Here is a 14,794-nt window from a genome sequence, read left to right as displayed (position 1 = left end):
TGCAGGCGTTCAGGTTACTGAAAATTCCGCTGAGCCCGGTGGCGAAATTTCTATTAAGATTCGTGGAATTGCATCTATTACAGGATCTAGCGAGCCGCTTATTGTGGTGGATGGAATACCAATGTCAGTAAACCTAAAGGCTATTAATCCAAATGATATCGAGAGTATAGACATATCTAAAGATGCAGCAGCGTCAGCGATTTACGGCAGCAGGGCGTCTGCGGGAGTAATATTTGTAACTACAAAAAGAGGAAAAGCAGGTAAAGTCTCAGTTAATTTTGATGCCTTTTCCGGCGTACAATATGCCACTAAAAAAATTCCGCTTTTAAATGGCACAGAATTCGCAAGATTGGCCAATGAAAATTTGTTGAATGGCGGACAGGTACCAAACCCTGCATGGTCTAATCCAGCAAATGTTTTAAATACCGATTGGCAGGACGCTATGTTCGTTAAAGGAGCACCTCTGCAGAATTACAATTTATCGATTTCCGGAGGATCCGAGAAATTTAAATCTTATTTGTCCTTAGGTTATCAAAGCCAGAATGGTATAGTTAAGAGATCCAGATACGAAAGAATTACTTCTCGTATCAATCTTGATTACGACTTGTCAAAAAGGATTAAAATAGGTGCATCAGTAAACTTAGGATGGGATAGTTCATTAAATCCATATACGCAGAATGAATTTGCAGGAGTTTTACTTGGAGCACTAAGGGCACAGCCTACAGATCCGGCATTTACAGATCAGGTAGGACCAATTGGAGACCATTTGTACGGCTTTAAAGGTTACGCTATAAGAAATCGGACGTATAATGCCACATGGTATGCCTTAGATAATCCTGTGTTTCAAAGCGAGTTTTTCACTAGTAAAAGTTCAAACAAGAACACAACTCTGCTCACAACTCTTTTTTCTGAGGTTGAACTGTTCAAAGGGTTGAAATTTAAAACTGTGTTTGGCTACAATGTCCTTAACAATATTACTACCGGTGGGACAGCTATTCGCCTTCCAGCCGAGCTTGACCCTAATCAGCAAACTAACTTTGACGAGGGCTGGTCAAACGGGTTGCAGTGGAACTGGATAAATACTTTTGATTATACAAAAAGCTTTGGACGTCATAATCTAGGCATATTGGTAGGAACGGATGCCTTAAAAAGAACAAATCGAGCCATATATGGACGTGGTGTTAATTTAGCAGAAGGTCAGGCGTCAATAAGTGCGACCGAACCAACAGGAAGATTTACGAACGGCAGTCCGGCCGTACCGTCGTCTCTTTTTTCCTTGCTCGGCCGCTTAAATTATAATTATGACGATAAATATTTGTTATCATTAGTATTACGACGCGATGGCAGCTCAAAGTTCTCGGCAGATAGCAGATTTGGATATTTTCCATCCATTTCAGGAGCTTGGAGAATTTCGAACGAATCTTTCTTGAATAAATCAGAAGTCGTAGATGATCTTAAGATAAGAGCTAGCTACGGAATAGTAGGTAATCAAAACATTGCTGATTTGCAATATCTTTCCAGCTTCTATAATCCTAACAGCGTTTTTGGTTATTCTTTTGGAGAGAATCCTACGCTAAGTCCGGGATTAATACCACAAGTGCTTGGGAATTCAAATTTGAAATGGGAGAAAAATACTGAAAGCAATATTGGCTTGGATGCTTCACTTTTAAAAGGTGCATTCACAGTGACCGTGGATTTGTACAAAAAAAGGCTGTCAGATCTTTTGGGAAATGTTGATATTCCATTTTATTCAGCACCATATAACGGGAAGTATCTGGAAAATGCCTTCACGATGGAAAACAGTGGTATAGAGCTTTCATTAGGCTTTAACAAACGCATTGGTAATGTAAATTTATCTGCCGGTGGTTTTATTGCAACGTTAAAAAACAAAGTCATAGACCTCTTCCCGGGTAATACCAGCAGTTTTCTTGTGCAGCCTATATCTATAATAGGCGGTACTTTCAATGACCAGAATGCACAGACAAGGACCTATGTAGGCAAAAGGGTTGGTAGCTTTTGGGGATATATATTCGATGGTATTATTCAAAACCAGGCAGAACTGGATGCCAGTGGAATGGCTGCATATGGAGCAAAGGTTGGTGATAAGAGGTTTAAAGATATCTCCGGACCCGAGGGAAAGCCAGATGGAGTAGTTACCAATCTTGACAAAACCTATCTTGGAAATGGTCTTCCAGGTTACACTTATGGGTTCAACTTTAAAGCAGAATTTAAAGGAATTGATTTATCCGCATTCTTTAACGGGCAAGGTAATGTGCAAGCTGCAAATATGACCAATGCGTTAATTTACCATATGCGTTTTCATAATTCTACCGGGATAGTAAACGGCCACAAGGATTTATTGAATAGCTGGAATGGCGAAGGTACTAGTAATACCTTGCCCAGAAACTCTTATGACGCTCCAACTTCCAACAGATTTTTCTCAAGCGATTATATACAAAATGCAGCATTTTTGAGATTGAGAAATGTGGCGTTGGGCTACACTTTGCCTGCCGCTATTGCTGGAAAGGTTTATATGAAAAACGCCAGAATATACGTATCTGCACAAAATGTATTGACAATTACTAAATATACAGGATATGATCCTGAGGTAGGCAGTGCTCAAATTGGTATAAGGGCTTTGACTTCAGGGGTAGATTTTGGAAGATATCCAGCAGCAAGAATGTTTACCCTTGGGATCAATACTCAGTTTTAAACTAGAAAAAATTGTACTTACAGAAAAAAACCAGTATGAAAGCTAGAAATAATTTCTTCATCCATATACTTCTTTTACTAACGCTTCCTCTGTCATGGTCTTGTAAAGATTCATTTTTTGAAGCGTCATCTCAAGATGGTTCTATCAACGAATCATCTGCATTTAAAAGCAAAAAAGATTTTAATTCTGCTGTAACGAGCATGTATGCCAGCATACAAGGTTCAGCGGCAGCAGGAGAGCGGTGGATTACAATTCCAGGATACATATCTCAAGACGTAGTCGATGTCAGTGTTAACCCCAAACCGCTAGTCTCTTTCATGACTGACGCCAATCAGGATTTCCAGATTATTTGGACAGAACTATACAAAGTGGTTAGCAGCTCTAATATCGTGCTGTCAAAATTAGCTACAATTGAGGATGGGGTTCTTACAGATGCGGAAAAAAAGTCTTTTACAGCACAGGCTAACTTTTTTAGAGGATTCGCCTACCTAAGTCTGGCCAGAGCGTTTGGAGATGTGCCCATGCTTCTAGAAAGCTATTCTTCTTCTCAAAACTCGTTGCCATGCACCCCCAAGGCGCAGGTTTTTGCACAGGCAATAAAGGATATCAGCGAAAGCATGGAAAATTTACCTGAGGCAAATGATTATGCTGCAGTTGATAAAGGAAGAGTGTCTAAAGGTGCAGCTTTGTCTTATTTAGCCTATGCTTACATGTATGCAGAAGATTGGGCAAAAGCCAAAACATCTTTTGAATCACTATTTGCATTAACTAATCCTAAATATAGTCTTGCTACAAGCCCACGTACTCCTTTTTCAATTTTAAAGAAGAATATGCCCGAATATCTTGCTGAGAATATTTTTGAAGTTCAGTTTAGAGATTCCAAAGACTGGACGGCTTGGGGGCCTGATATAATAACAAATTCAGAAGGATCCTTCCTTGCGGTTCTATCAGCCGCAAGAAATATAGGAGGTGATTTCGATCCATGGGGTGGATGGGGAGAATATGTAGTAAATAAGAAAGCCTTAGATTCTTACGAGCCAAATGATTTAAGACGTAAAATAATGGTTATTGGTCACGGGGATACTTATCAGGGAGAAAATATGACAAGACCGGTAGGTCCAACAGATTGGGCGAAATGTCCTCAAACAAATGCAGGATTTTCTACCAAATACTGGCTGGGTCTATATAATAATGATTTATCTCCTCAAAACCTTCCCCAAATGAGGTTTGCAGAAGTATTGCTTAACTATGCAGAAATTTTGTTTAAATTAAATAATCCAGCGAGTGCGTATGAATATATTAATAAAGTAAGGCGTAGAGCTTCATTAGCAGATTTACCTGTTTCTAATAATGCCGATGTGTTTATGCAAAACTTAATGGATGAGCGCAGGCACGAGCTTCTTTTTGAGCCTAATTTATGGTTCCATTACACAAGAACCGGTACAGCTGCTAAGTTCTTGCTAGATAAACATGGGATCACTATGCAGCCTAACTGGATTAACTTTCCAATACCAGCGAGAGAAAAAAGTATAAATCCGAATCTTTGTTCAAACGGATACTAGCGATCATTTTAAGTCATAAATACGGTAGTCAAGCAGCTTTTTTGTAAGTACTTATAATTTTGACACTATTAAATTACGTTTGTAGATTCAGAATATAAAACTATCGTAATAAGCAACCATACGCGATTAATACACTCATAGGTGTTAACTATATATTCAATATATATCAGTTAATCTCCCCTAATTGTAAGTCATATCCAAAATATACGACCCATTCTATACATACAAATGAATTGCAAATAGCGAACTTGGCAAGAGGACATTCAGTTAAGTGAAACTTTCATAAATAATCAGACAAATGATAAATTTTATATCCTGAGAATAGACTGCTTTAAGCTATTAATACAAACTACTTATGAAATTACAGGTATCCTATAAATGTCTCTCCTAGTACATATTTTATTTAAATAATAGAGCCCAAAAATCTTATTCTTGTCCAAGCCAATTTCTTAAATAAATATGCATTTAATTTCACATTTAATCAAAAAACAGATCATTAAAAGTTTATTAGTTGTAGTAATTTTACTTATAACCGTTCTGTCTGGAAGTGCATTTGCTAAACAAATTTATGTTGCAAAAACTGGAAGCGATACTAGTAACGATGGTCTATCAGTTGCCTCGCCATTTTTGACAATACAAAAAGCCGCTGACGCAGCTGTTTTCGGAGATGTTGTTAGTATAAGGACTGGAGTCTATCGGGAAATGGTAGACATGAAGGCAAGTGGAATAGTTTACCAACCATATAACGGAGAATCTGTTACCATAAATGGAACAGATTTGTTATTGTCTTGGACATTAACATCGGGAAGCACTTACCAGACCACCGTTGACTGGAATGTAAATCCGACATGGGGAACCAATCAGGTATTTTCTGATGGGAAGATGATTGAATTAGCCAGATGGCCAGATCAAACATCAACAGATATTATTATGCCTACTAATGCCAAGGCAGACGATGTTAATGCATCAGGTAATATAATCACGATAACAGATGCAGACTTCAATGAACCAAGCACAAGATGGGTAGGTGCAAAGATTTGGATAAACCTAGCTCGGAATGGAAAAGATGGGCAGGGTTGGACAGGCATAGTACTTTCTGTATCAGGACATATGATTACCGTGGATTTTCGTGGTACACCTCGACTAGGGGATGAACCCTGGGGTTTGGGGCAAAACACGGAGTATTTTTTATTTGACCCGACACCAGCTGGTGTATCCGCTTCTGGGGGGGTTGATGCTTTGCTGAGCAATGGTGAGTGGTGGAAGAATGAGAATACTATGTATGTTAAAACCCCTAATGAATCAGTGCCAAGCAGTACAGAGACAGGTACCAATGTAATTGAGGCAAAGCGCAGACACTTTGCATTTTGGGCATCAACTACAAGAGCAAATTATACTATAAAAGACTTTAATCTTTTTGCTTGTGCTATTACAACAGACAATGATGCCCGAAATAATAGAAGCATACTTGAAGTAGCACATGATATTATTTTGGAAGGATTAAACGTCTTGTATCCTTCTCACCAAACTGATATGACTGGCAATTGGCAGGATCAACATTACGCTTGGTCCGGAATGGTTGTTGGTGGGCGAAATAATATTATCAGGAATTGTACTATTCGTTATTCGGCAACTTCTGCAATTAGTATACAGGGGTTTAATATTAAGGTATTGAATAATGAGATACAGGATGCCAATTACATGTGCTCCAATTCAGGTGCCATGAATACTGGGTTTATATGTAAAGATTCTGAAATAGGATATAATAAAATTTGGAACACAACGATGATGGCTATCAATTTTAGGTATTCGCAAAATAGCGATCCTAACATTAGAGATGTCTATCGCATACACCATAATGAGATATTTAATTTTCTACGCAGAAGTGGAGATAGTGGTGCAATAGATGTATTCGGACAAGATTTACAGTGGGCTCGTATAGATCATAATCTAATTTATAATACACTTGATGATGCCAAATATGGAGAATTAAAACATGGGGTCTACTTAGATTTTGGCGGAGCGGGGCGAAAAATTCGTGTTACCATTGACCATAATATTATGTACGGAATCACCACACCAGTACTAATTAATAATGGAATAGAAGTGGATCTTTATAACAACGTTTTGCTAACCCATGAAGATGGCCCTAATGCGCAGTTTGCCGTAGCTAATTTTAATGGAGGTAATGGTGAACAGATCAGGGTATACAACAATATTATGAGCCACCCTGGTAACCTTATTGGTTGCTGCGGAGACCTATCATCCTCAGATTTTCGCAATAACATCATCAATGCTAGGGGCTCTGTTCTTAACGATATTTTTGTAGATGCAAATAATGGCAATTTTATTTTGAAATCTACTGCAACAGATGCAATAGATAAAGGAATTTCAGTCAACAACTATAACGATAATGTACAAGGGATACCAGATTTGGGGGCAAAAGAATGGGGGACCTTTTTAGTAGCGCCCGATACTACCCCTCCTTCTACACCCTCAGCGGGTTTTACTTTGTCAAACGTAGCATCAACCAGTTTCAATTTAAGCTGGACAGCTTCGACAGATAATATTGCCGTAGCTTCGTATGATGTTTACGCAAATGGGCTTCTAATTACCAATGTTCCGACTAATTCTGTTAATTTAATCAATCTTACTTCATCAACCAGCTATTTTATCACATTAAAGGCCGTAGATGCGACCGGGAACCGGTCCGAGTTAAGTGTACCTTTTGAAGCCAAAACTTTATTAAGTGATGCTGCTATTTCTTTTGCACCTACTACTATTGTCGTAGACGGCACAAAAGAAGAGGCTTGGTTTGGCATAAGTTATCCTATTACCAATTCGGTTCTTGGTAGTACGTCAGCATCGGATCTAGGTGGGAACTGGACGTCCCTATGGGATGCGGATAATTTATATCTTTTTATTGATGTTACAGATGATATCAAAACGGTTAATTCAGGATCGGCCTGGTATGATGATGACCGGATCGAAATTTTTGTAGATGCCGATAATAATAAGGGAACTTCCTATGGTCCAAGAGATTACCAGTATTATATTCGACCTGGCGAAAGCAGTATCAGTGAGGTGCATTTCAACGCAACCTCAAATGTGGAGCTATCTAATGTAAATACTGACACTGGCTATAAACTGGAAATTAAAATTCCGTTTGCAACATTGGGTATCAGTGGGTCAGCTTTAAAAAACATAGGAATTGACGTTCAAATTGGCGATGACGATGGTGGGGGAATAGATGCTAAAAAAGCATGGCATTCCATAATAGACAAAACCTATCAGGACCCATCGCTAATGGGAACTGCACAGCTAAAAAATGCGGGTGTCGCGGACACAGACGCACCTTCAACCCCAGTAGGACTACAAGCATCAGCAATTACGCCCAATAGTTTTAATTTATCATGGTTCGCTTCCACAGATAATATAGCGGTGGGGTCTTATGAAGTATATCTAAATGGAAATCTGATAGAAACTATTAATACCAATTCTTACACCATAAAAAATCTGATTCCCGAAACCGCTTACATGATGACTGTAAGGGCAAAAGATGAGACTGGAAATATTTCTAACCCTAGTGAGGGATTAACTGTAACAACTTTTGCGTTGGGTTCGGAAACCAAATACGAAGCAGAAGATGCTGTTTTGGCAGGAGGAGCAGAGGTAGCGACAAATCATTCCGGATTCTCGGGGACTGGCTTTGCTGCCGGATATGGAACCGAAGGCGCATCGGCAACTTTCACAGTTAATGTATCTAATGAAGGTAATTATGATGTATTGCTAAGTTATGCCAATAATTTTGGGCCTTCACAAACACTGTCTATATATGTCAATGGCGAAAAAATAAAACAGACTGCTTTGCCATCTACCAGTGCATGGAATTCTTGGGCTACAAAATCAGAATCTTTGACGCTAAATGAAGGTAATAATACTATCAAGTACCAATACGATCCCAGCGATGGCGGACATGTAAACTTGGATTACATATCTTTTTATGGGGTATCAGCAGACTCTCAGGCCCCAACCACGCCCACAGCATTAAATGCTACCACAATTACAAATACTGGCTTTACTCTGAGCTGGGCAGCTTCCACAGATAACATCGGCGTAACGGGATATGAAATATTTAAGGATGGAGTCTCTATCAGCACTACTAGTGCAACTACACTTAATCTAGCTGGTTTGACGGCGGGGACCGCTTACATGATGACCGTAGAGGCAAAAGACCAAGCAGGAAACATTTCCATTCCTAGTGTAGGATTATCTGTTACAACCTTAGGTTCAGAAGCCAAATATGAAGCAGAAGATGCAGTTTTGGCAGGAGGAGCAGAAACTGCAACAAATCATTCTGGATTTTCAGGTACAGGCTTTGCCGCCGGATATGGAACAGAAGGGGCTTCTACAACTTTCACTATTAATATATCCAGTGCAGGTATTTACGACATCTTATTAGGTTATGCTAATAATTCTGGGCCTTTACAAAGGTTATCAGTTTATGTAAACGGGGTAAAAATCAAGCAGACCGCCTTACCTTCTACTGGAAGCTGGAGTTCATGGGCTACAAAATCAGAGTCTTTAAGTCTAAATGCAGGTACCAATACTATCAAATATCAATATGACAGTGGTGACGAGGGGAATGTTAACTTAGATTATATTTCCTTTGACCCAACCGCCGGATCCCTACCAGTCAAATTGGCTAATTTTGAGGTTTTCAAGGAAGGAAAGGTAGCAAGCTTGGTTTGGTCGACTACCGAAGAAAGTAACAGCAATCGATTCGAAATTGAGCATAGCATTAATGGTAAGGTTTGGGAAAAGATTGGAATATTGGAATCTGTTCAAGAGAGTAATCGCATCCAAAAATATTATTTTACGCATCGGTTTCCATCAGCAAATGAAAATTTATATCGCTTAAAAATGGTGGACAACGATGAAACATATTCATATAGTAGAATCAGGAGTATGTTCTTTAATGAATCAAACATAGATATTTATCCGAATCCGACAGCAGATAAAATTTTTCTAAAAGGTTCTAACCAAATTAAATCTATCTCCGTAATAAATTCAACAGGAGTTGTCGTTTATGAAAATCAAGCTTTGAATTATAACGAACTGAGCTTAGGACAGCTTTCAGAAGGATCGTACCTGCTAAGGATAAATCTTTCCAGTGGGGCACAGTTCACACATAAATTTATAATCAAAAGATGATTATATATACTTTCACTGCTAAGGTTTGACTTAAAATAATTACATGGTAATTGATTGCTTGCAAACTAGAAAGATTTATTACATGCAATGATTGATTTTTATGTACATATGATTGAATTTAAAATATACAATTTGTTCGATTTGTAAACCTGAAATTCCGATTCTGAAAAGATTTTTGAGTATGGGCCTATCTTAAAATGAGTAATTTCTGCGTATGCGATCTTTTCGAATATTTTAGAAATAAATTAATGATCTGATTTATCGCTGTGAAAGCCAAGGCGAAGATCTCAATGAAACACTTGCGCTGGTGGTTATGGTGACTAACCCTTGTCCCGGAATTAGGTTATAGGAAAGATCAAGCTAGTTGCTATCGAAAAAAAGTAGACAGTGTTTCAGGCAAGCATTGACTTGTTATTAATAGTAGAAAAGTTGTGAAATATACAGAAGATTATACTGTCAAAGATAGACAGATAAATACACAGTCTGAAGCACCTTGGTGAAAAATCAAAAAAACCTTCGATTACATACGAATATCATGATCAATCTATAAATGAAGTTCATGAAGATGTTACTATATAATGGCTACAATAAGCCTATGGCTATGCGGTATAACTTATATTAATATTAATAATTTCCAATTTATCAAATCAATAGGGGCTTGTCAATATTGTTTGATTATCTCATTAACTGATAATCTATCGCCATTTCATTTTTTCTGATTAAACTACTATTATAGATTTGTTTTAAATATAATATCCCTGTCGGTGTATCAATTTAATATAAACTCTTAATAAGTGATTTAATAATTAAAACAAATCAATACAATTGATATGTATGTATTTTTATTTTCAATCAAACAAATAATAAATAAATGGCTATTGATACTGCTATTATGTCCCGTCCTTTCGGTTAGTGTCTTTTCTAAGCAAATTTATGTTGCGAAAACCGGTAGTGATACTAATAATAGCGGTTTATCAATTGCGTCACCTTTCTTCACGATACAGAAAGCGGCTGACTTGGCTGTCTCCGGAGATGTTGTTAATGTAGGGGCCGGTGTCTATAGGGAAATGGTAGACATGAAAGCGAGCGGAATAACCTATCAGCCCTACAACGGAGAAGCCGTTACCATTAATGGTACAGATCTATTGGTATCTTGGAGCCAAACCACTGGTTCTACCTACCAGGCAACCATGAACTGGGATGTGAATGCAACATGGGGAACAAATCAGGTTTTTTCTGATGGAAAGATGATGGAACTAACTCGATGGCCCGATCAAACATCATCAGATATCGTTATGCCGACCAATGCCAAGGCAGACGGCGTTACAGGATCCGGGAATATATTTACGATAATAGATTCTGATTTTAATGAACCGGCCAGCAGGTGGGTAGGAGCACGAATTTGGGTAAACTTATCAAGGAACGGTAACGACGGACAAGGTTGGACGGGTACTGTTTTATCCATAACCGGCAATTCAATCATGGTAGATTTTGGAGAAGCCCCAAGAATGGGAGATCAGCCTTGGAGCTTAGGACCTAATACAGAATACTATTTATTCAATCCTACAGCTGCGGGTATAAATGCAACCGGTGGAATAAATGCTATACTTGCTAACGGTGAATGGTGGAAGGATGGTAACACATTGTATGTCAAAACGCCGAATGGTGCTAGCCCTAGTCTTACTGGTACAGGTATCAATTTGATTGAAGCCAAACGGAGGCATTTTGGTTTTTGGTGCTCATCTACGCAATCTGGTTACACCATCAAAAATTTCAGCCTGTTTGCCTGTTCAATCACCACAGACAAAGATGCAACCACAAACAGGATTATAGAAGAAGGTGCTCACGATATAATTATTGAGGGATTAGACATAAAATATCCATCCCATCAAACAGATATGAGTGGTAACTGGCAGGATCAGCATTATGCATGGACAGGTGTTGTAGTAAGCGGGAGAAATAACATCATTAAAAATTGTAAAATACGTTATGCTGCTACTTCGGCACTTAGTATCCAGGGATTTAACATTAAGGTATTAAATAACGAGATCCAGGATGCCAATTATATGTGCTCCAACTCTGGTGCCATGAACACTGGTTTTATATGTAAAGATTCAGAAATAGGATATAATAAGATCTGGAATACTACAATGATGGGCATTAATTTCAGGTATTCCCAAAATAGCAATCAAAATGTAAGAGATGTTTATCGTATACACCATAACGAGATCTTTAATTTTATGCGCAGAAGTGGAGATAGCGGTGCAATTGACATATTTGGACAAGATCTGCAATGGGCTCGTATAGACCAAAATTTGATTTATAACACATTAGATGATGCGAAATACGGAGAATTGAAGCATGGAATATACTTGGATTACGGTGGAGATGGAGCAAGATATCGTGTGACTGTAGACCACAATACCATATTTAATGTGAGTAACCCGGTGCTGATAAACCCGGGATCAGATGTAAATGTTTATAATAATGTTTTACTATCACATGGCTTGGGCTCTTATCCGCAATTCTACATATCACTGATTATCAACATCAATAGTGAAACACAAAAAAATATTAGGGTCTACAACAACATAATGAGCCATGTTCCCACAATAAATATATGTTGTGGGAATCCTACACCAATTGATTTGCGAAACAATATTTCTGATGCCAGAGAGGGTGTCCTTACCGCATTATTTGTGGATGCTAGCAGGGGGGATTTTAGTTTAAAATCTACTGCAACCAATGCAATTGACAAAGGAATTTCTGTTGGTATTTACGATGACAATGTACAGGGGATAGCAGACCTAGGAGCAAATGAATGGGGAACATTTTTAATTTCGCCTGATACTACACCTCCTTCTATACCCATTGGATTTATACTTTCCAATATTACAACTTCCAATTTTTTATTAAGCTGGACAGCCTCCACCGATAACATAGCAGTAGCTTCTTATGATATATATGCTAATGGAGTTTTTGTAGTTAATACATCAATTAACTCCGTTAAAATAGATAATCTAACTCCTTCAACCAGTTATTTTATTAGAGTAAAGGCTGTTGATGCGACCGGTAACCGGTCAAACCTCAGTGTTCCTTTTGAAGCTAAAACATTGATAAGCGATGCTGCTGTTGCTTTCGCGGCTAGTAATGTCATTATAGATGGTACAAAAGAAGAAACCTGGTTTGGTACTAGTTACCCTATTGCCTCCTCATTGGTGGGAAGTGCATCAGCCTCTGATTTAAGCGGAAATTGGAATTCTTTATGGGATGCGAATAATCTTTACCTTTTTATAGATGTTACAGATGATATCAAAACAGTTAATTCTGGTTCTGTCTGGTACGACGATGACCGTATCGAGATATTTATAGATGCTGATAATGACAAAGGGACCTCTTACGGCGTTAGAGATTATCAATACTACATCCGGCCGGGAGAAACAAGTATTGAAGAAATACATTATAACGCAACAGCAAATATTCAGTTATCAAATATCAACACGCTGACAGGATATAAGCTCGAATTAAAAATACCGTTTGCAACATTGGGTATTAGCCCAACAGAGTTTAAAAACATTGGCATTGATGTCCAGATTGGTGATGATGATGGTGCGGGGGCGGATGCTAAAAAAGCATGGTATTCCATAGTAGATAGAACCTATCAAGATCCATCATTGCTGGGGACTGCGCAACTTAAAAATGCAGGAGCGGCAGATACAGAAGCCCCTTCTACACCGTTAGGCTTACAGTCATCAGCTATTACACCTAATAGTTTTGTATTATCATGGGCCGCATCTACAGATAACGTTGCGGTGGCATCTTATGAAATATATAAAAATGAAAATTTAATTAAAACGATTACTGCGAATTCTTACACAATTTCAGATCTGTTTCCTGAAACAGTTTATGCGATGACTGTAAAGGCGAAGGACCAGTCGGGGAACACCTCTGCACTAAGCTCTGCATTAAATGTAACCACATTTGCCTTAGGTTCAGAAGCCAAATATGAAGCAGAAGATGCAGTTTTGGCAGGAGGAGCAGAAACTGCAACAAATCATTCTGGATTTTCAGGGACAGGCTTTGCCGCCGGATATGGAACAGAAGGGGCTTCTACAACTTTCACTATTAATATATCCAATGCAGGTATTTACGACATCTTATTAGGTTATGCTAATAATTCTGGGCCTTTACAAAGGTTATCAGTTTATGTAAACGGGGTAAAAATCAAGCAGACTGCCTTACCTTCTACTGGAAGCTGGAGTTCATGGGCTACAAAATCAGAGTCTTTAAGTCTAAATGCAGGTACTAATACTATCAATTATCAATATGACAGTGGTGACGAGGGGAATGTTAACTTAGATTATATTTCCTTTTACCCAACCGGCGGATCCCTACCGGTCAGATTGGCTAGTTTTGAGGTTTTCAACGAAGGAAAGGTAGCAAGCTTGATTTGGTCAACTACCGAAGAAAGTAACAGCAATCGATTCGAAATAGAGCATAGCATTAATGGTAAGGTTTGGGAAAAGATTGGAATACAGGAATCTGTTCACGAGAGTAATCGCATCCAAAAGTATTATTTTACGCATCGGTTTCCATCAGCAAATGAAAATTTATATCGCTTAAAAATGGTGGACAACGATGAAACATATTCATATAGTAGAGTCAGGAGTATGTTCTTTAATGAATCAAACATAGTTATTTATCCAAATCCGACAGCAGATAAAATTTTTCTAAAAGGTTCAAACCAAATTAAATCTGTCTCAGTAATAAATTCAACAGGAGTTGTCGTCTATGAAAATCAAACTTTGAATAGTAACGAACTGAACTTAGGACAGCTTTCAGAAGGATTACACCTGCTTAAAATAAACCTACTAGATAAATCAATTTACATCCACAAATTTCTAATAAAAAGGTAAAAAAATAGCGACAACCTCGGTGTGATTTACACTCACTTCTCCGAATTGGTAAATGAGTTAAGGATAAGTAAAAATGGTTTAGGACTTTTCTTATTGTTGGAAACAGTATGGATCCTACAATGTATTCGGATGGTTATATTGTTTGCAAATTGATGTAAAAGCGAACCAAGTCAATGAGGAATGGATTGATATTACTCAAATTAAACAGGAGAGCCAACGACGTAGTTTTCAAAACTTCAAATTATCAGGATAAGATCGTTTTAAGGATCATTTTATCAACAATTATAAAAAAGCAACTTCAATATTAAAAAAAACCACCCGAATACTCAAAAAGTAATGAGCAGATTTGCATTATACATTTTTGAAAAGTAGCTTCTAATTGACTAAAT

4 protein-coding genes are annotated in these 14,794 nt (G+C 38.0%); all 4 read left to right on the top strand.

The features are described 5' to 3' along the window. Positions 1-2,713, top strand: a 2,713-nt coding sequence (locus L0659_RS25910; RefSeq protein ID WP_235129523.1) for a SusC/RagA family TonB-linked outer membrane protein, incomplete at its 5' end; no start/stop codon positions are given. Positions 2,714-2,748: 35 nt separating this feature from the next. Next, a complete protein-coding gene (locus tag L0659_RS25905; RefSeq protein WP_235129522.1) occupies positions 2,749-4,275 on the top strand; it encodes a RagB/SusD family nutrient uptake outer membrane protein in 1,527 nt (508 codons plus the stop codon). A gap of 459 nt (positions 4,276-4,734) precedes the next feature. Next, the gene (locus L0659_RS25900; protein ID WP_235129521.1) at positions 4,735-9,489 is read left to right on the top strand and encodes a sugar-binding protein; all 4,755 of its coding nucleotides are present in this window, start codon (positions 4,735-4,737) and stop codon (positions 9,487-9,489) included. 830 nt (positions 9,490-10,319) lie between these two features. Next, a complete protein-coding gene (locus tag L0659_RS25895; protein ID WP_235129520.1) occupies positions 10,320-14,405 on the top strand; it encodes a sugar-binding protein in 4,086 nt (1,361 codons plus the stop codon). The last annotated feature ends 389 nt before the right edge of the window (positions 14,406-14,794 follow it).

The organism is Dyadobacter sp. CY347, assembly GCF_021502655.1.
GTDB lineage: Bacteria > Bacteroidota > Bacteroidia > Cytophagales > Spirosomataceae > Dyadobacter.
This window is presented reverse-complemented; position numbering and strand designations above follow the sequence as displayed.